The organism is Dyella sp. C9 (genome assembly GCF_003332825.1).
In the GTDB taxonomy this organism is placed as follows: Bacteria; Pseudomonadota; Gammaproteobacteria; order Xanthomonadales; family Rhodanobacteraceae; genus Dyella.
In genome coordinates, this window is sequence record NZ_QIRF01000020.1 from 61,294 (window position 1) to 79,986 (window position 18,693).

Here is an 18,693-nt window from a genome sequence, read left to right on the forward strand (position 1 = left end):
CGCCTTGACGAACCTGTCACGCGTCTTGGCGACGATGGAGGGGCCCGCGCCGGGTAACGATCATCAAGGGGTCAGTGCCATGAATGCTCGCCTTGCTGCCTTGTTCGCACTGGCCTTTGCGTCGCCGGTGATGGCGTGGCAAACCGGCCAGCAGGCCACGGGCATGGCTGCGCATCCTGTCAGCGCGGCGTCGGCGCTGGGCCCCACCAATCGTTCCACCATGGACGATGCGACCCGGCCCAACACGCCCGAGGACGCCCGGCTGGTCACGGTCATCCATCAAGCGATCGACCGTGACCCCGGGTTGGCCGGCCAGACGCACGACATCACGCCCATCGTGTCCGAAGGCGCGGTCGTGCTGCGTGGCGATGTATCGACCGAAGCAGGGAAGGCAAGGATCGACACCATCGTTCGTCAGCTTCCCGGGGTGACGGAAGTGACCGACGAACTCGACGTGAAGCACTGAGTAGCCATCAGGTCGCGAGTTTTGGCTCGCCGGACCTGCCGCTAGGCGCAGCGTGGCGTCACCAGCAAGCCTGTCGCCATTGGTGCCGGAGGTTAGTGAGGGTTTGGTCGGCCTGAGGGGCTGTGTCAAGGTGCTGAAACGTCAGTGCCCACGCCCGCGTCGGCCTGTTCCTGCCGGGCTTCGGGCTGGCCTGGCATGGCCTCGCCGGCCTACCTGGCAGCCAGGGGTTTGCCACGGCATCCACGCGAACTGCTCGACCACGCCTGCCTGCGCGGGCAGTTCGCCAGCGGCGCCATTCCCACCTGGGAGTTCGAGTGCGAGGGTGAGCTGGTTCGCATCGATCCCTCGGGTCCATTGCTGGTGCGCCTTGGCGCGGCGGTGGACCTGGCTATCGATGCCGCGGTCGCGGGGCTTGGCGTGATCTACCTATTCGAGGAATGGCTACGTCCCCAGTTCGATCGCAGTGCACTGGTGCCTGTGCTCGAGCCATGGTGGCCGAGCTTCACCGGCCCGTTTCTCTATTACCCGGGCCGGCGGCACCTGCCTGCGCCGCTGCGTGCCTTCGTGGATTTCATACGCACGGCGTGAGTGCGCCGTAAGGCGTCGGGCTAGCTTCGCTCTCGGCGCGATGGTGCGTTGCGTTCGGCCAGCCAGGCGTCCAGGTCGGCGGGTGTGTCGATGTCGAGAAAAGCCGATGCCAGCTTGAAGCCATCGACCGAAGCGGCGTGGCGCTCCAGCAAGGCACGGGCGCCCGCCGCACCATCCAGCGTCACAAGCTCGCCAGCGTAGGACAGTGGAAAAACACACGGCGGCGCGAAATCGCCGTGGTGGCGGCAGGCCAGGATGCGTTCGGGTGATGCGGCGTGCGTGGCGAGCAGGCGTTGTAGGTGTTCGGCCTGGATGGCCGGCTGGTCGGCGAGCAGCACCATCAGCGATTCCAGTCGCGGTGCGAACGACTGCAATGCCCGGACGCCGGTGGCCAGCGAACTTCCCATGCCCCTGGGCCAATCAGGGTTGTCGGCCACATGCACATCGAGATCATGCAGGCACGCGATCACACGCTCGCGTTGCGCGCCGACCACCACGACCACAGGCAGCAGTCCGGCGGCCAGCGCGTTGCTGGCCACGCGGCGAACCATGGGTTCGCCATCAATGGCGATCAGTTGCTTGAGTGCGCCGTAACGGCGGGCTTCGCCCGCTGCGAGGATCACCGCGCCCGTGCGGATGCCTGCGGTCGTCACGGATGTATGGAGGTGAGCGAGTGGGTCAGTGGGCCACCTGCGCGCCCGTTGCGCGTGGCGAGTATCTCGGCGGCGATGGCCAGCGCTATTTCCTGTGGGGTTTCCGAGCCCACGTCGAGGCCGGCAGGCACGTGCAGGCGGTCGTCCGCGCGCGGGAACGCCGCCCGTATCTTCTGCGCACGTTCGCGCGAGCCGATGACGCCGATATAGCGAACCGGCATTGCCAGCAGGGGCGAAAGGTACGCGAGGTCACGCTCCAGCCGGTGCGTCATCACCACCACCGAGGTGAGCGGGTCCAGCGTCACGGCGGAGACGAGCCCTCGCGGTGTTGCCACGAGGCGCCGCGCACCGTGCGGCGTCGTCGTCGCGGATTCCACCGTGCCCACCAGGGTGGTGTGCCAGCCAAGTTGCAGCGAAAGCTGCGCGAGCATGTCCGCGCCGATGCCGTCGCCGATGACGACGAGCGCATGGGGTGGCTGCAGCGATTCCAGCAGCACGTGGTGGTGCTGTCCCGCGCTCTCCACCTGCATGGTGATGGCCGCGTCCGCCACCTCGGTGGCGAGCATGCCCGCAAGAACTTGCCACTCGGCGGAGGCGGGAGGCATGTTGGCCCAGGTGCGGCCCTCGCTGCGGATGAAGCGCAGCGGATGCCGCGCACGCGTGCTGCCATCGGTGGCGTAAAGCGAGGCCATGGCGCCGGTGGCGCGACGCGCGCGCAGCGCATCGATGGCGTCGAGGAAGTCGATGTCGTCGGGCCGGCGCCATGGCTCGATGAGCACCTCCAGCTCGCCCCCGCAGCCGGTTTCGATCATCACGTCGTAGTTGCTGTCGCGGCCGTAGGCGACCAGGGAGGGTTCGCCGATGTCCATGGCGTGCTGGGCGCGCAGCACGATGTCGCGTTGCGGGCAGCCTCCGGAAAGCTCGCAGACCAGCCGGCCATCACGGTGCACCAGCATGCTGGCCCCGGCACGGCGAAAGGTGGAGCCCTGCGTGCGCGTAATGGTGACCAGCGCAGCCTCGCTGTGTTCGCCGCGCAACGCCAGCGACCGCGCGGCGCGGTAGAGTGACTCGAATTCCTGTGTGACGTTCATGGCCGGAAGTCAGCATTGGTCCGCGTCGATGTTTCGTCAAGAAGGGTCGGCGAAGGCACGCGCTTTCACCTGGACTTACGATTTGGCAGAGGAAGATTGCCCAATGTCCAGGCGGCCCCGCATGGCGCGGCGCCTCCCATGGAGTGGTCGCCAGCAGGGGAGAGCCTGATGTTCGTCCTTTCGATCAATGGCAACGACACCCAGGTCGACGTGCCTGACGACATGCCCTTGCTCTGGGTGCTGCGCGACGTGCTCGGCCTCAACGGCACCAAGTTCGGTTGCGGCATGGCCCAGTGCGGCGCGTGCACCGTGCATCTTGACGGTCGCGCCGTGCGGTCGTGCGTGCTGCCGGTAACCGGCGCCGTCGGCAAGAAGATCACCACTATCGAGGGCATCGGCGCCACCGACATCGGCAAGCGCGTGCAGCAGGCGTGGCTTGGCATCGAAGTGGCCCAATGCGGCTACTGCCAGACCGGACAGATCATGTCGGCTACCGCATTGCTTGCCGAAAAGGCGCAGCCCACCGACGCCGACATCGACGCGGCCATGTCCGGCAACCTTTGCCGCTGTGGCACATACGCGCGCATCCGCGCGGCCATCAAGCAGGCAGCCACCGGCCAGATCAGCTTGCCGCAAACGGTTGCCTGAATTTCACCTGCCTTGCCCCTTCGATCCAGCCGAGGTTCGCCATGATGCTTCGCGTTGATCCTGCCCGGGACGATCTGGGACTGCAGAATCCCTCGCGTCGTGAGTTGCTTAAGCAGGGCGGATTGGTGGTGGCTTTCATGTGGCTCGGCGGTGCCAGCCGCGTATGGGGCTTTGCCGATGGCGCGCGCCTCGACGCCAATCATCCGCAGTTCGCACCGAACGCCTTCATCCGGGTGGGCAGCGACGGCGGCGTGCAACTGGTGATGCCGTGCATCGAGATGGGGCAGGGCGCGTACACCGGGCAGGCCACCTTGCTTGCCGAGGAGCTGGACGTGGGCCTGGACCAGATCACGGTCGAGCACGCGCCACCCAATCGCAAGCTCTACGCCAACCCCTTGCTGGGCGATCAGGCCACGGGTGGTTCCACCACCATCCGCTTCTGCTGGACCACCCTGCGCGATGCGGGTGCGGCTGCGCGTGCCGTGCTGGTGGCGGCTGCGGCGCAGCGCTGGAAGGTGGACCCTTCGCAATGCAGTACATCGCGCGGCGTGGTGACCCATGCAGCGACCGGGCGCTCCCTGCGATACGGCGAGTTGGCCGATGCCGCGGCCATGCTGACGCCGCCGGCCAAGGTCACGCTGAAGGATCCGTCCAGTTTCCAGTTGATCGGCAAACCGCTGCGGCGCGTGGACACGCCGGGGAAGGTGGATGGCAGCCTTCCCTTTGGCATCGACATTCGCGTGCCCGGCATGAAGGTGGCCACGGTTCGGGCCTGTCCCACGTTTGGCGGCACGCTGGCGTCGGTGGATGACACGCGCGCACGTGCCGTGCCCGGCGTGCTGAAGGTGGTGAAGCTGGCCAATGCGGTGGCGGTGATCGCCGAACACTTCTGGGCGGCCAGGAAGGGCCTGGAGGCGCTGTACGTCGAGTGGCATCGCGGGCCGGCCGGTGACTACACCACCGAGCAGCTGTTCAAGGACATGGCCGACGCCTCCGAGCACGGAACGCCCATCCTGGGCCGGGAGGCCGGACATGTGGACGGCGCCGAGGGCAAGCTGATCTCCGCCACCTACCGGCTGCCCCTGCTGGCGCATGCCACCATGGAGCCGATCAACGCGACGGTGCACGTGCGCCCGGATGGTTGCGACATCTGGGTCGGCACGCAGGTGCCTGCACGTTGCGTGGACGTGGCCATGAAGGTGACGGGCCTGCCGGCGGAGCGCATCCAGGTCCATAACCAGTACATGGGTGGCGGTTTTGGCCGGCGCCTGTTCGAGGACTCCGTGGAGCAGGCCGTGGCGATCGCGCGCCAGGTGGACTACCCGGTGAAGGTGATCTGGACGCGCGAGGAGGACATTGCGCAGGATCGCTACCGGCCGGCCTACTACGATCGTATTTCGGCCACGATCGACGAGCAGGGACACCTGCAGGCGTGGACGGATCGCACCACTGGCGCCTCCGTCATGGCGGTGTTCGCGCCACAGGCCATGGGCAAGAATGGCCTCGACTCCGACCTGGTGGAGTGTGCCGCCGAGTTGCCCTACGCCGTTCCCAACCTGCGCGTGGACTGGGTTCGCCACGAGATGCCCAAGGGCTTTCCGGTGGGCTGGTGGCGCGGCGTAGGCCCCACGCACAACGTGTTCGTGGTGGAGAGTTTCATTGACGAACTGGCCCATGCGGTGGGCAAGGATCCGGTGGCCTATCGCCGCGAGATCCTTGGCGCCGACCCGCGGGTGAAGGGCGTGCTGGAGCTGGCCGTTGAAAAGTCGGGCTGGGACAAGGCCAGCCCGGGCGCGAGACAGGGTCGCGGCATTGCGCTCGCGGCACCGTTTGGCAGCTACCTGTGCGTGGTCACCGACGTCGAGGTATCCCCGCAGGGTGAAGTCCGCCTGCGTCGCGCGGTGGCGGTGGTGGACTGCGGCATGGTGGTGAATCCCAACACGGTGGAGGCGCAGATCCAGGGTGGCCTGGTGTTTGGCTGGAGCGCGGCGCTTTACAGCGGCATCACCTTGAAGCAAGGCGCAGTGGAGCAGCGCAACTTCAACGACTATCGCGTGCTCAGGCTCAACCAGACGCCGCCCATCGAGGTGTACGTGGTGCCCAGCAAAGAGGCCCCCGGCGGCATTGGCGAGACCGGCACGGTCATGGCCATGCCCAGCCTGGCCAATGCCATCTTCGCCGCCACGGGCGTTCGCCTGAGGACGCTTCCCATCGATGCCTCGGCGCTCGCGCAGGACAAGCAATCGCTGCAGTCGCCGGTAGCATCGGCGAGCGCGGCTGGTGCCGTGTCGCCGGGGATACTCGCATGAAGATCTGGCGCATCGTTGGCGTCGTCGTCGGCGTGGTCGTGCTGGCGGGCGTGCTGTTCACGGCATACGCGCTCATCACCGTCACCCATGGCGGCAACGAGCAGGCGCAGCAGCCTGCCGCAGCGGGTGATCCGGCGGACCTGCCCGCCCAGATGGCGCGCGGCGAATACCTGGCGCGCGCCGCGGACTGCGCCGCCTGCCACACCACGCCGGGCGGCCGGCCATTTGCGGGCGGCGTGGCCTTCAAGCTGCCGTTTGGCACCATCTATTCGTCCAACATCACGCCCGACAAGGAAACCGGCATCGGCGACTGGAGCGACGATGACTTCGTGCGTGCGCTGCATGCCGGCGTCGACAAGGAGGGGCGGCCGCTGTACCCGGCATTTCCGTATACCTCGTATACCGCGTTGAGCCGCGATGACATCGTTGCGATCAAAGCCTACCTTTTCAGCCTGCCTGCCGTGCATCAGGCACCGCCGCCCAACGAACTATCGTTTCCGTACAACCAGCGCTGGGCGCTGGGCTTGTGGAGTGCGGTCTTTCTCAAGAAGGAGCGCTTCCAGCCCGAGTCGGGCAAGTCCGAGGCATGGAATCGCGGCGCCTACCTCGCCACGGCGCTTGGCCACTGCGGCGAATGCCACACGCCGCGCAATGTCGCCTTCGCCATGGACGAGTCCAGGGCCTTCGCGGGTAGCGAGTTGCAGGGATGGAAGGCCTACAACATCACCTCCGACAAGGAGCACGGCATCGGCGACTGGAGCGAGCAGGATCTGGTCGATTATTTCTCCAAGGGCCATGCCGCCGGGCGCGGCACGGCATCCGGTCCCATGAGCGAGGTGGTCGGGTACAGCCTGCAATACCTGACGCCATCGGACCTGACCGCGCTGGTTACCTATCTGCGCGACGTGAAGCCGCAACGGGGCGGTGAGCCGGTTCCGCCGGCTCCGGTCGCGGCGCAGGTCGCGGCGGCCGGTGGCCTGGGCGAGCAGTTGTTCGTCGGCGCATGCGCGGGCTGCCACCTGGACAGCGGCCAGGGGCGGCAGACCGACTACGCCATGCTGGTGGGCCTGCGCTCGGTGCGCGACCCGCGCGCCACCAATCTCACCCAGATCATCATCAACGGATCTTCGTTGCACGTGGGTGGGCAGGAAGTGTTCATGCCTTCCTTCGGGGATGCCTATTCCGATGCAGAAATTGCCGCCTTGTCCAACTACGTCACCAGTCACTTCGGCGGCCAGCAAGGCACGCTAAGCGCGGACGATGTCGCCAGGCGCCGTTGAGTTGGTGGCAATGGCGTGTGTCGTGGCAAGGCCGCCGGCGTCCAGTGCATGATCGCCAGGCACAAGCACATGCCCTATGGCAGGTTGTCGAGCTGCACCAGCGCCTCCTCGGTCGCCAGGCCCAGCAGGTAGGCGAGAGCGGGAGACACGGCGCCTTCGGACAACACGTCCGCCACCGACTGCAGGATGGCCGACAGGCGGTCGAGGCGATCATCCGCGAGGTTGGCCACAACGCATTGCAGCGCGAAACCGGCCAGTGATGCCTGGGCTGCCGACAAGCCGTCCAGGCTGGCCGTGTCCAGAACCCTCACGAGATCGCGCACGGGCGTGGTGTGACGATCAAGCATGGCTGTGTCGCCCCTCCACTCCGGCCGATAGTGCGGGGTTGTGTCGCCCCTGTTCGGGAGGCTCCCGGTAGCAGGGCTCCGCGGCCAGTATCCCCGCAGGATGGCGCGGCCACCTCCAGTTCGTTTCCAGTCGACTGGCTGTGTGCTCGATCTTACTGCCCGGTTGCGCGCCGAATTTGTCAATTCCCACGCCGGGACGGCCCGTGTGGAATACGCCTGGTCAATCGTTGGCGACCTGGGTGGGAGTGGGCCTATGCCTGATCCCTCTGGGTCGCGGCAGCCGGGTTCGCGGCAGACTTCTTGAACGGTGCGCGTGCCGTGTCCCAGGCCTTGAGTCCACGCAGCGCCAGGCGGGCGATTCCGGGAAGCAGCCTGGGCTGCATCAAGTCCGGGTCGAACGCGCTCATGCGACGCGCGTTTTCGCGGTAGCAGTCTTCCACGAAGCCCTGGAACGAGAAGCCTTCGAGGAACAGGTTGGCCTGGGTGACGGCGAAATCCTTGCCGTCATTGGGTTCCTGGCCGCGCTTGACCATGCCCATCAGGCGTCCGCCGGCGCGGCCGTAAAATCGCGCGGATTTCAGTGCGCGACGAACCGCGCCGAGACCGCGCTGCTTTTCGCGCCATGCCATGTAGTTGATGAAGAACACGATGTGGCGGGTTTCTTCGAACATGAGCGTATCGAAGATGTCGAACAGTTCAGCGGGCAGGAATTGGGATTGCCGCGCCGACTTGAATGCGCCAAAGCCGAGGAAGGCGTCGAGGCATTCGCCAAACCCGAAATCGATGAAGGCCGTTTCGAGGTCCGCTGAAGATGCTTCGAGGGGCTGCGCGGTTGCGTCGATGCCGTATCGCTCGATCATCACGCGGATCAGGTCGGCATGGCGTCGCTCCTCGAAGCCTTGCAGGGCGATGGCCTCGCGAACCACGGGGTCGGCGACATGCGGGGTGAAGGCATCCACGATGGCGCCCGCACGCCGTTCGGTGTGGTAGACCTCCTGCCAGAACGGCACGCCGCGCAATCGCGCGAGATCCGCGCCGTCCAGCGCCGGCCACGGCAAGGTCTCCGGGTCGTAGTCCTGGTAGCTCTCGACGAACTGACGGCAAAAGAGCGACTTGTGCTCCTCGGAGCCTGCCTTGATCTTGCTGGCCATGATCTCTCCCGGAAAGGTTTTCAGGGTCTATCGATCGAGCATCGTTCGGTGTCGGGGTTCAAGAGTTCGTGAATTGCCCGTCGCGTGGTTCGTGCGTGGTAATGACGACAGCATGGTGAGCGACGTTTTGCATCAGCGCGACGGCGGCTTCAGCAAGGGCGTGACGATTTTTTCGAGCTTGTCCTCGGTCAGCGCCGGTTGCTTGTCGCTCCAGCCGTCGTACACGAGCATGCCGTGAGGATCCACCACAAAGCTCACCGGCAGGCGCCAGATGCGCCCGTAACCCGCGACGTGAGGATCACCGAGCAAGCCTGTGGCGAAGTGCAGGCTGGATGCGACCTGGCGTACTTCTGCCAGTGTGTCGGGCGAGTCGAGGCTGAAGCCGAGCACCACCAGTCCTTCGTCCGCGTGTGCCTGGGCGAAGCGCGACAGCAGCGGCAGCTCTTCGCGGCAAGGGTCGCACCAGGTAGCCCAGAAGGTGAGGATCACCGTCTTGCCGCGCAGTTCATGCAGCGGAATGTGCGCGCCATCGAGGGTATTGAGCACGATCTCCGGCGCCGGCTGCCCGATGTGCAGGTCACTGGCATGGGCGGGCAACAAACCGAGCACGCCGCACAGGCATGCAGCGGCAAGGCGGCGCAGGAGGGATATCGGGAACATGGATGCCATGGGTTTCCTGGTGTGGACATGCCCGCACGGCAGGCATGTCCGCCACAATCGCTGCTTACAGTTTCATGCTCAGGCCCACTGTTCCGGTCCAGTGCGGAAACAGCTGATAGCCTTCCAGATGACTGTACACGGGCACTTGCACGAAGGCGTAGAACTGCAGGTTCTTCGCCAGGCTCGCGCTGATGCCGGGACTGAGATAGGCCACCGTTCCTGCGGTATCGGGCGTGTCGGCGAAAGCGCCCTGGTCGGCCGAGCGATGGAACACGTTGACCTGCAGCTGGGGCACCCAGTTCGCATGCGCCTCATAGCGCAGGCCGAAGCTCGCGGAGGCGAGGTTGCCGGGTCGGAAATTCGCGCCGGGCTGGTCCATCTCCTCGCTCACCGCCGCCTGGAACTGGCCATTGACGAACATGTCGAAGTTCTGGCTCACCGGCTGGAAATAATAGGCACCCACGATCAAGTCGGTGCTGCCGGTGCCCGCCTGCAGGCTGGTGTCCAGCGACTGCCCAAGCCCCGGGCCCGAGCGGAACGTGGTGGGCTGCCCGACAAAGGTGCCGTCATCGGTCTGGCCGCCGTAGTGGCCGGTGGGCAACTTGATGCCGAACTGCACGCCGAAATTGTGCGTGGGCAGGAAGCCCTGGTAACTGCCAATCAGCTTGACATCGCCGATGCCCGCCACGTGCGCGTTGCTGATCTGGTCGGGCGCGGATTCAGCGGGTGTGTAAGGCGCCAGTTGCGTGCCGTAGGTGTCGTGGTCGCGAATGACGTACGGCACGACGAACGTCACGCCCCAGTCGGCGTTGAAGCGGTAGGTCGCGCCGATGTTGATGTAGCGGTTGATGGTGCCTTTTTCGATCTCGCCGCCGCCCAGCGAGGGATCGGAGGGCTGGTTGACCACCTGCTCGGGCGTGGTCTTGCTGCTGCCGTGGCGGAGCTGGTCCTGGTCGATGTAGGTGTAGTCAACGTTGATCCGCCATCCGGAGGCGGTCGAATAGCCGGTGGCGGCATCGGTGCTGAGCGTGCACCCGCAGGTGGCGCAGGCGAGCGCGAGCTTGGGTGCCAGCGTGGCCGCAATCACGAGGGCGCTGCCTCGGGTAACGGAGCGCAAGGGGCGGTGCCGGGATGGCGGCATGGAGGACAGTGGGACGAGACGCATGGAGTGTGGGTCCAACGAGGCGCGGCGAACGACGAGGGTTCGCCCGCGAAGCCTTGATCGGCGCGCGCGAGCGGCCTGGGTGCTGGCATGTGCATGCGGCAACCAAGGCGGCAGGGCGTGGCGGCAAAATGGATGGCGTCAGCCGAGCGCACGATTGGCGCAGGCGTTTGCCGGGTGATCAGGCCTGCGGCGGAGGCCCGCGTGGACGCGCCTCGAGGCGGCGTGTCGATGGAATACGCGGTGATGCGTAGACCTTGGCGACCAGGGCAGGTGGTGCCGCGGGTAGCCAGTAGAGAATGGTGTATGCAGCCACCAGCGACTGGTGCGAGAGCAGTGCGCAATAGCCGCAGCGATCCGTCGGATCCGTTGAGCCGATCGGCTTCGAGGGCGGTGTCATGTCATGGGCGCAATCCCCGCCCATCATGGCCATGGAGTGCGCCGGAGCTGAAGCTGGCAATACCCGCGAAATCGATGGCGCCACGAAAAGGAACGCCATGGCCAGCCAGGCTAGCCATAGGACGAACTGTCGTTGGGCCTTACGTCGCAACACGCAATCGACCGGGAAGGTGGGCTGGCAAGGCCAACAATTTACCACGCGTCACTTGCGTGGAGATGGCTAGGGTTGTCGCACCTCGAGCCGCAAGAAAATGCGGAAAATGCAGGCGTTTCTGCGGCATCGACGCCATGACTGGCGTGGTTCGGCTTGAGTGCCGCCTGCAGCGTTTCGGCGCTCCATGGCTCCAGCACTCTCATGAAAAGGGAGCGTGGCTTTGCGTGCTCCCGATGATGGGTTGGGCCGGGGCCATAAAACGGTTGGACGCCCCTGTCGAGGCGTTTTACGATCAGCCTCAAGCAATGATTTCTCCGGCGCCTGTTGCAGTTAAGGCGATTCCGGGCGCAGGTCACCCGCAGGCCTCAATGGAAATCCCATGTGCGAATTCCCTCCATTTCGTCTCGACACGGGAAACCAGTCCCTGTTGCGAAATGTGCGCGAGGGGGAAGTGGAGCGCATCCAGCTCCGCCCGAAAGCGTTTTCCATCCTCAAATACCTGACCGACAACGCGGGCCGCCTGGTCACGCACGACGAGATCATGGAGCGGCTTTGGCGCAACACCTACGTACAGCCTGAAGTGTTGGCCAGTCATATCCGCGACATCAGGGTGGCGCTTGGTGATGATGCCAGGAGGCCACGTTTCGTCGAGACAGTGGCGCGGCGTGGATATCGCTTCATCGCCAGGGTCGGTAGCGCCGAAACGGTGTCGGCGCATCAAGCGAAGGGCGCCGGCAGCCGGCAGCTGGTGGGGCGGGAATCCCCGCTTTCGACACTGCTGAAGTCCTACCAGGCCGCGACCACCGGGCGGAGGCAACTGGTATTCGTTACCGGTGAGCCAGGCATCGGAAAGACGGCGCTCTGCCGGGAATTCCTTCGCCAACTCCGGGGCGATGAGCAGGCGCCCTACATGGCATGGGGCCAGTGCATTGAAGGGTACGGCGTGCAGGAGCCGTATTTTCCCGTGCTCAAGGCGGTGAGCCAGCTTTGCAGCGCCGGCGGCGAGCCGGTCATGCATGTGTTCAAGGCGAAAGCGCCCACCTGCATGGTGCAGTTCTCCGATTTGCTCACGGTGGAGCAGCGCCTTGCGCTGGAGAGTGATACCCGGGGAGCAACCAGTGGGCGCATGCTGCGCGAGATGCTCGACGCCCTCGAAGAGCTCGGCAAGTCCAGGCCTGTCGTGGTGGTTCTGGATGACTTGCAATGGGTTGATCGTGCGACGGTCGACGTCATCTCCGAGTTCGCGCGCAGGCACGAACCTGCGCGAGTCCTGATCGTCGGTGCGTATCGGCCTCTGGAGGCGTTTCTGAGCGAAAACCCGATCAAGGCGCTGAAGGATGCGCTGGTTGCACACCAGCTGTGCGGCGAGATCGGGCTCGCCAGTCTGACGCAGGCCGACGTTGCCGATTACCTGGCCCCCATGTGCGCCGATGAGGCGCTGCGAATCCGTCTGGCGAATCTGTTGTATCGCCGCTCAGAGGGCAATTCGCTGTTCATGGTCGCAGCCCTTGAGCACATCGTTGAGCAGGGACTGATGCACGATCGCGATGGCAGACTTTGCCTGACGGTTCCGGTCGAGGAATTGGGCCTGGATATTCCACGTACGCTGCGGACAGTCATTGAGGCGCAGATCGATCACCTCAGTGCCGAGGGGCGTCGAGTGCTGGAGGCTGCCAGCGTTGCGGGCGTCGACTTCACGCCCGCAGCGGTGGCGGCCGCGGCAGACTATCCATTGGCCCAGGTCGAGGATATCTGCCACGACCTGGCGCGCAGGCAGCAGGTCATCCGGCCGGCCGGCATCGGGCATCACTCCCATGCCGCGGATCGCCCACGTTACGAATTTGTCCATGTGCTTTATCGCGAGGTGTTGTACGAACAACAGGCGCCAGGACGACGGTCAGCGCGACACCTGCTCATCGGCCGGCAGCTCGAACGCCTCTACGGCGGACAAGTCGAGGACGTTGCGTCGGAGCTTGCCCTTCATTTCGAGCATGCCCTCGATTGGGAGGCGGCCGTCAGGTATCTGAGGATCTCCGCGGAAAATGCCGAGCGGCGCTACTCCCATCGGGAGGCCATTGCGCTGTTGCAGCAGGCGCTGGAAGGGGCGGTTCGCCTGCCGGAGGAAAAGCGCCGCGAAGTCGAGTTGCGGTTGCTCGAAAAGCTCGCCATGAGCTATGTGGCTTCCTTTGACGCTCGTTGTGTCGAGACATACGAGCGACTGGCCGAGGCGGCGGCGTCCTATGGCTTCGCGGAAAAGTGTGCGGATGCCTTGCTCAACATGGCGACGTGCCTTTCGTGGGACGACTCCGATCGATGCCTCAAAGTGGCGGAGCGTGTATCGCGCGTCGCATCGAACATCGGGGATCCGTTGATGCAGGCCCGGTTGCAGATGAGCTGCCATTTCTGGCGGGTGTGGGCCGGCGGATGGAATACCGCCGAGGCGCAGCAGGCCAGCCGGATATTCCTGATGCTCCGCCGGCAATGCGAGACGGCCACCCTGGCCAGGGAGTCGATCGACTTTGGCATGCTGCAGTGGGCCTCATCGGAGTATCGGGAGTCATATCAAGCGGTCGCGGAGGGGCTTGAGGCGATCTCTGATGCGTTGGTCGGGCAAAATCCCTACCTGAGCATCGCCTACCAGAAGGCGCAGTTCTATTTGCCGCGGGCCCTGCTCTTTCAAGGGGAGTGGGGCAGGGCATTGCAGGTGCTGGACGCTTCCATTGAGCTTGCCGACAAGAACGGCGACTCCTTTCCTGCGCATATGCTGCGGCTCAGTCGATCCTGGGTTCACTTCCATGCGATGGATTTCGAGGAGGTCCTGACAGCGAGGGCCCTGGTGGAAAACCTCGGCGACCGTTTCGGTGGCAGTTACCTGGTTCGCCTGGGGCGACTGTTGTTCGGATCCGCGGATGTGGCGCTGGGCAATTACGAGAGCGCCGCCGAAACACTGCGGATGACGCGGGAGGAAATGAATAGTCACCCCATCGTGCTCGACTGGTGTTTTCGCCTTCCCCTGCAGGCCGCACTCTCAGAGCTTTGGCTATCCTCGGGCCGCCTGTCGCTGGCGCGTGAAGAAGCGGGCGCCTACCTGCGCCTGGCCTTTTCCACGGATGACCGCACGTATCAGGCATTGGCCCTGGAGGTGAGTGCCCGAGTGGCCATGGCGCTGGGGGATACCTCCGTCGCGCTGGATTTCATCGCGAGGGGAATCCGGGTGATCGAACAACGGACAGTGCCGTTGGCGGCCTGGCGTGTTCATGCGACCGCAGCGTCCCTGCTTGGGGGCACGGGCGAAGCGGCACTGGCGCAACGGCATCACCAGAAGGCGAGGGTGGCGATCCTTTCGCTCGCGGATTCCCTGGCGGAACGCCATGCGCTCAAGGCCAAATTTCTTTCATCCCTGATCAAGGCAGGAGTCCTGCAGGAGGGCACCGGGCACGCCGCCTGACGATTCAAGGGGTTGCTGGCTGCGTGGGGGTGCTTTCGAGCCCATGCATGCCGCCGGTTATCCGGCCACCATGCCGATTCCAGGTTTTTTCCATGGTAACTACAGGACTTGCGGCGCGGGCGGGCTCATTGTTCGAGGCCAGGCGATCGAGAGCAGCCCCAAGGCGACAGCCATGCCACTCCTCAGGATCGAGAGCGCCCAATGGCCGGGCGTGGACCTCTATTACGAAGACCACGGTTCAGGCAGCCCCGTAGTGCTGATTCACGGGTATCCCCTGAGCAGCCAGTCCTGGGAGAGGCAGCTGCCTGCGTTGCTGGGCGCCGGGTATCGGGTCATCGCGTATGACCGCAGAGGGTTTGGAAGATCCAGCCAGCCAGCAGCGGGCTACCACTACGACGCGCTTGCCGCGGATCTGCATCAACTGCTGGGGCATCTCCAGCTGCGCGAGTTTGCCCTGGTCGGATGTTCGATGGGTGGTGGCGAAATTGCGAGGTTTCTAGGCCGATATGGATCCAGTGGGGTTACCGGCGCCGTGATCATCGGTGGCATTCCTCCCTGTCTGGCCAAGACCTTCGACAACCCTGATGGCGTGGATGTCGCGGTGTTCGAAAGTATCGAGAAGGCCGTCGCAACCGACAGGTATGTGTTCTTCGCGGAATTTTTCAGGAGTTTCTACAACACCGACCTGTTCCTGGGAAAGCGCGTGAGCGATCGGGTCGTCCAGGCCAGCTGGAATGTGGCGGCAGCAGCCTCGTCGATGGCGACCCTGGCATGCGTCGCCGCGTGGCACGAGGATTTTCGGGCGGACCTTGCAAGCATCGACGTTCCGGTCCTGGTGATTCACGGGGATGACGATCGGGTCGTGCCATTGGCGGCTGCCGGGCAGCGTACGGCAAGGCTCGTCAAAGGTGCCCGGCTACATGTGGTCAAGGGAGGCCCGCATGGGGTCATCTGGACTCACGCGGAGGAGGTCAACGCAGAGCTGTTGCGATTTCTCGGCAAGAGCGCAACGACATTCCAATAGGCATGAGCTCATGCGAAGGAGTGTCCAAGCCGGTGCTTCGGCATTTTTCAATGCACGTCCAACGACAGAGGAGGTTTCCATGAATCGTCACTTCGTGAATGCATGCAGGGTCGCCCTGTGTATATCGCTCGCAACGACAGTCATGAGTGCGAGCGCCCAAACGCCGGCCGCTCAGCCAATTCACGTGCGCAATATCGTGCTGGTTCATGGCGCGTGGGCGGACGGCTCCAGCTGGAACAAAATCATCCCCTTGCTGGAGAGCAAGGGCTACCACGTCACTGCTGTGCACCTCCCCTTTACCACGCTTGCGGACGACGCGGCTGCAGTGAAGCGCGCCGTTGCGCTGGAAGACGGGCCGGTTCTGCTGGTGGGGCACTCCTATGGCGGGGCGGTGATTACCGAAGCGGGCAGTGACCCGAAGGTCGCGGGGCTGGTCTATGTGGCGGCCTTCGCGCCCGATGCCGGCCAGTCGGCGGGCGACCTCAATGCCAGCGTTCCCCCGACGCCCGGTGCAAAGGAGTTCCGGCCGGATGCCAGTGGTTACCTGAAACTGACGGACAAGGGTATCTCCGAGGATTTTGCACAGGACCTTTCGGCGCCTGAGAAGAAGATCCTTGCCGCCACGCAGGGGCAAACCAGCGGCCCCAACGAGCTGGGCGCCAAGGTGTCGGCCGCGCCGTGGAAGGATAGGCCGACGTTCTACATCGTCGCCGACAACGACCGGATGATCGCGCCGGACCTGGAGAAGAAACTAGCGGCCCAGATGCATGCGAAGACCATTCACCTCGCGTCGAGCCATGTTCCCATGCTCTCGCATCCTGCCGAGGTCGCCGATTTCATCAGTGCGGCTGCGGGCGGCCCGTAACGCCTGGCCGGAGCGCCGCGAGGTTTGGGGCCAAGGTCTTGCTGAAGGCAGGCATTGCGCGATGCCATGACAGCGACGTCCAAGGTGAAGCCAACGGCCACGGCCTTGATGCGCCGCGGCCGTAGGCATACGTCACCTGCTTGCGCTCAGTTGGGCGCCGCCCCGGAGCTCCAGGGGCCGTCGCGTGTGGCCACGGCGGATCTGGTGCTGGCCATGGGTGCAAGAGGCGATTGTGGCCAGGATTTTGAAAAGTCCGACGTGGGGCCTCGTATCGAGGCCCCTGAGCCGGTGGAAATGTTTGATGGCAGGACGGTCATCCCGGCTAGGCCTTGTTGGCTGTGAGGCGCCACGCCAGGGTTTCCCCGGCGAGGAAAGGCACCACGGCTTGCCCCCCGATTTCGATCACATTGGGCACCTGCCACGGACTGCGCGTCAGCGTGACCCGGTCCGTATTTCGGGAAAGGCCATAGAAACGAGGGCCATACTCCGAAGCAAAAGCCTCGAGGCGGTCGAGCGCACCTTCTTCTTCGAACACCTGTGCATACACTTCTAGCGCAACTGGCGCATTGAATATCCCCGCGCAGCCGCACGCCGCCTCTTTCATTGCGCGCGGATGGGGCGCGGAGTCCGTGCCGAGAAAAAAACGGGGTGAGCCAGAGGTCGCCGCCTGGCGTAGCGCGATGCGATGCTTCTCGCGCTTTGCCACTGGCAGGCAGTAAGCGTGCGGGCGAAATCCGCCTTGAAACATCGCATTGCGATTGATCAGGAGGTGGTGCGGCGTAATCGTTGCGGCGACCTGGTCTCGAGACTCGCGGATAAAGTCAGCTGCCTCGGCGGTGGTGATGTGCTCCAGCACCACTTTAAGTCCCGGAAAGTCCTGCACGATGCGTGATAGTACGCGATCAATGAAGATGGCCTCGCGATCGAACACATCCACGGCTGCGTCAGTCACCTCGCCGTGAATCAGCAGCGGCATCCCGATACGTTCCATTGTGGCCAGCACGGAATGGATTCGCCGAACGTCCGTCACACCGTGATCCGAATGGGTCGTGGCATGCGCTGGGTAGAGCTTGCATGCTGCGAAGACGCCTGACGCATAACCCGTCGCCACTTCGTCAGGATCGGTGTCATTCGTGAGATAGCAGGTCATAAGAGGCTCAAACGAGGCTCTCATCGGGGTCGCGGCACGAATCCGGCTTCGGTACGCGCGAGCGGCCTCTGCGGTAGAAACGGGAGGAACCAGATTCGGCATCACGATGGCCCGCGCGAAGCAGCGGGCTGTCGCCGCGACGGTCTGCTCCAGCTGCGCGCCATCGCGTAGATGGACATGCCAATCATCGGGTGTCCGGATCGAAATTGTCGTCATATATCGCAACCCTCCCTGCCGGGGTTAGAGCATCGATCACCGGTGCTGTCATCGTAGCGTACGCGTTCGGCCGCCTCCCTATCTGAGGGTGTACTGGGGCCGCTCCCAGTAATAGCCGGCCAGGGCGGGCATTTTCGCGAGCGTCAATGGCACCGTGCCATTTTGATCGTCTCTGGCAACGCAAGTACAGCTCTCTGGACAATTATCTCGGCCGCTCCGCTATATTCAACGAGGAGGCATGATGTTGCGATCACGTGGAAGGGGATGTGCCGCCACGACCGGGCAGCCATGACGTCTCGATGTCATGGAGCAAGATGGCGCCGGTGGCTTGGCGGCGTGCGTGGGGAGTGTCCGCTACCGACCCGTAGTAGACGTAGTAAGAGCAGGGATTCGATGGACCCGTATCACCTGGGCTACCGCCTCAAGACCATCGTTGCGGAGATAGTGCCCATCGAGGGCTATTTTTTCGTCAACCATCTGGACTTGCCAGAAGGGGCGCTCCGCAGCCGCGTCGCCAGCTATGCGAGTCCAAGAGAGGCGCAGCTATGGATGAATATCGTTCTTTTGAACGACTTCATCTCCGAGGTCTGTGGCGATGACTGGGAGGATGCCGATGCTGTGGAAATCCTCGAGGCCGTTGCTCTGGCCTGGCGATATCAGGCTCAGGCCAAATATCCGGGGGCGAACATTCAGATAGAAAAGGTCAGTGATGTTGAATACGGCGACCTGGGTCTTCGCTTGATAGGATCAGTTGATTAGCAAGAGGCCATGTCTGCTTCCGACCCATAGCAATGAGATGGACTCCTCTCCGTCTTCGGCATCAAGTGCCAGACTGGAAGCGATAGAAACCAGTCGCTGGCGAAGAGGAGTCCACCCATGAAGCTTGCGCGCATTGGAGTCGACGTGGCCAAGCAGGTCTTCCAGGTCCACGGAGTCGATAAGCACGAGCAGCCGGTATGGCGTCGCCGCTTGTCGCGAGATCGTTGGCTGAAGGCCGTGTTGGACTGTCGACTCCCCGCTAATCAGTGCCACGTAAGACCAGAGGTCTCCGGTTCGTTTTGAAGGCGGAATTCGGCGGGCGT

Annotated in this window: 17 protein-coding genes and 1 pseudogene; 10 read left to right on the plus strand and 8 right to left on the minus strand. The window is 64.3% G+C overall.

Features of this window, described 5'->3' with window-relative positions; translation table 11 throughout:
* Nucleotides 1-79 precede the first annotated feature (79 nt).
* Both DVU99_RS17730 and DVU99_RS17735 read left to right on the plus strand, forming a co-directional pair.
* Nucleotides 80-466 (plus strand): BON domain-containing protein, encoded by a 387-nt coding sequence (locus tag DVU99_RS17730; RefSeq protein WP_157971479.1) that lies wholly within the window; start codon nt 80-82, stop codon nt 464-466.
* 195 nt (nt 467-661) lie between these two features.
* The gene (locus DVU99_RS17735; protein WP_114241562.1) at nt 662-1,054 is read left to right on the plus strand and encodes a LysR substrate-binding domain-containing protein; all 393 of its coding nucleotides are present in this window, start codon (nt 662-664) and stop codon (nt 1,052-1,054) included.
* A 20-nt stretch (nt 1,055-1,074) separates the two neighbouring features.
* Here the strand turns inward: DVU99_RS17735 and DVU99_RS17740 are convergent, their stop codons facing one another.
* Complete coding sequence (locus DVU99_RS17740; protein ID WP_114241563.1) at nt 1,075-1,707, minus strand: NTP transferase domain-containing protein; 633 nt, start codon at nt 1,705-1,707, stop codon at nt 1,075-1,077.
* Nucleotides 1,704-2,798 carry an XdhC family protein gene (locus DVU99_RS17745; protein ID WP_114241564.1) on the minus strand — a complete coding sequence of 365 codons (1,095 nt, stop codon included), beginning with the start codon at nt 2,796-2,798 and terminating at the stop codon, nt 1,704-1,706. Before DVU99_RS17745 ends, DVU99_RS17740 begins: the two co-directional genes overlap by 4 nt.
* A gap of 168 nt (nt 2,799-2,966) precedes the next feature.
* Between DVU99_RS17745 and DVU99_RS17750 the strand changes: the two genes are divergently transcribed.
* The 3 genes from DVU99_RS17750 to DVU99_RS17760 are packed head-to-tail and all read left to right on the plus strand — an operon-like array spanning nt 2,967 to nt 7,035.
* Nucleotides 2,967-3,446, plus strand: coding sequence for a (2Fe-2S)-binding protein (locus tag DVU99_RS17750; protein WP_114241565.1), 480 nt, complete (start codon nt 2,967-2,969; stop codon nt 3,444-3,446).
* A 41-nt stretch (nt 3,447-3,487) separates the two neighbouring features.
* Entirely contained in the window at nt 3,488-5,755 is a 2,268-nt protein-coding gene (locus tag DVU99_RS17755; RefSeq protein ID WP_114241566.1) for a xanthine dehydrogenase family protein molybdopterin-binding subunit, read from the plus strand.
* On the plus strand, nt 5,752-7,035 hold the full coding sequence (locus DVU99_RS17760; protein ID WP_114241567.1) for a cytochrome c: 1,284 nt from the start codon (nt 5,752-5,754) through the stop codon (nt 7,033-7,035). The genes DVU99_RS17755 and DVU99_RS17760 overlap by 4 nt, the downstream gene beginning before the upstream one ends.
* A gap of 74 nt (nt 7,036-7,109) precedes the next feature.
* Here the strand turns inward: DVU99_RS17760 and DVU99_RS17765 are convergent, their stop codons facing one another.
* From DVU99_RS17765 to DVU99_RS17785, 5 genes are all read right to left on the minus strand, one after another.
* Complete coding sequence (locus DVU99_RS17765; RefSeq protein WP_114241568.1) at nt 7,110-7,382, minus strand: hypothetical protein; 273 nt, start codon at nt 7,380-7,382, stop codon at nt 7,110-7,112.
* A 251-nt stretch (nt 7,383-7,633) separates the two neighbouring features.
* Nucleotides 7,634-8,533, minus strand: a complete 900-nt coding sequence (locus DVU99_RS17770) for a ferritin-like domain-containing protein (RefSeq protein WP_198670378.1) — start codon at nt 8,531-8,533, stop codon at nt 7,634-7,636.
* A 132-nt stretch (nt 8,534-8,665) separates the two neighbouring features.
* The gene (locus DVU99_RS17775) at nt 8,666-9,193 is read right to left on the minus strand and encodes a TlpA disulfide reductase family protein (RefSeq protein WP_114241581.1); all 528 of its coding nucleotides are present in this window, start codon (nt 9,191-9,193) and stop codon (nt 8,666-8,668) included.
* A gap of 64 nt (nt 9,194-9,257) precedes the next feature.
* Nucleotides 9,258-10,358 (minus strand): transporter, encoded by a 1,101-nt coding sequence (locus DVU99_RS17780; protein ID WP_232823649.1) that lies wholly within the window; start codon nt 10,356-10,358, stop codon nt 9,258-9,260.
* A gap of 178 nt (nt 10,359-10,536) precedes the next feature.
* Nucleotides 10,537-10,953: a DUF2946 domain-containing protein gene (locus DVU99_RS17785; protein WP_343126337.1), complete on the minus strand. Its 417-nt coding sequence runs from the start codon at nt 10,951-10,953 to the stop codon at nt 10,537-10,539.
* A gap of 334 nt (nt 10,954-11,287) precedes the next feature.
* Between DVU99_RS17785 and DVU99_RS17790 the strand changes: the two genes are divergently transcribed.
* The 3 genes from DVU99_RS17790 to DVU99_RS17800 all read left to right on the plus strand — a co-directional run bounded on the left by DVU99_RS17790 (nt 11,288) and on the right by DVU99_RS17800 (nt 16,245).
* Nucleotides 11,288-14,356: an AAA family ATPase gene (locus DVU99_RS17790; RefSeq protein ID WP_114241571.1), complete on the plus strand. Its 3,069-nt coding sequence runs from the start codon at nt 11,288-11,290 to the stop codon at nt 14,354-14,356.
* Between the two features lie 43 nt (nt 14,357-14,399).
* The gene (locus DVU99_RS17795) at nt 14,400-15,380 is read left to right on the plus strand and encodes an alpha/beta fold hydrolase (RefSeq protein ID WP_304529408.1); all 981 of its coding nucleotides are present in this window, start codon (nt 14,400-14,402) and stop codon (nt 15,378-15,380) included.
* Between the two features lie 79 nt (nt 15,381-15,459).
* Nucleotides 15,460-16,245, plus strand: a complete 786-nt coding sequence (locus DVU99_RS17800; RefSeq protein ID WP_114241572.1) for an alpha/beta fold hydrolase — start codon at nt 15,460-15,462, stop codon at nt 16,243-16,245.
* 322 nt (nt 16,246-16,567) lie between these two features.
* Here the strand turns inward: DVU99_RS17800 and pyrC are convergent, their stop codons facing one another.
* The gene (gene pyrC / locus DVU99_RS17805; protein WP_114241573.1) at nt 16,568-17,611 is read right to left on the minus strand and encodes a dihydroorotase; all 1,044 of its coding nucleotides are present in this window, start codon (nt 17,609-17,611) and stop codon (nt 16,568-16,570) included.
* Nucleotides 17,612-18,004: 393 nt separating this feature from the next.
* On the opposite strand from pyrC, the gene DVU99_RS17810 reads away from it, so the two are divergent.
* Both DVU99_RS17810 and DVU99_RS17815 read left to right on the plus strand, forming a co-directional pair.
* Nucleotides 18,005-18,370, plus strand: a complete 366-nt coding sequence (locus tag DVU99_RS17810; RefSeq protein WP_114241574.1) for a hypothetical protein — start codon at nt 18,005-18,007, stop codon at nt 18,368-18,370.
* A 117-nt stretch (nt 18,371-18,487) separates the two neighbouring features.
* Nucleotides 18,488-18,589 (plus strand): annotated as a pseudogene (locus DVU99_RS17815) (IS110 family transposase); the annotation flags it as partial.
* Nucleotides 18,590-18,693: the final 104 nt, after the last annotated feature.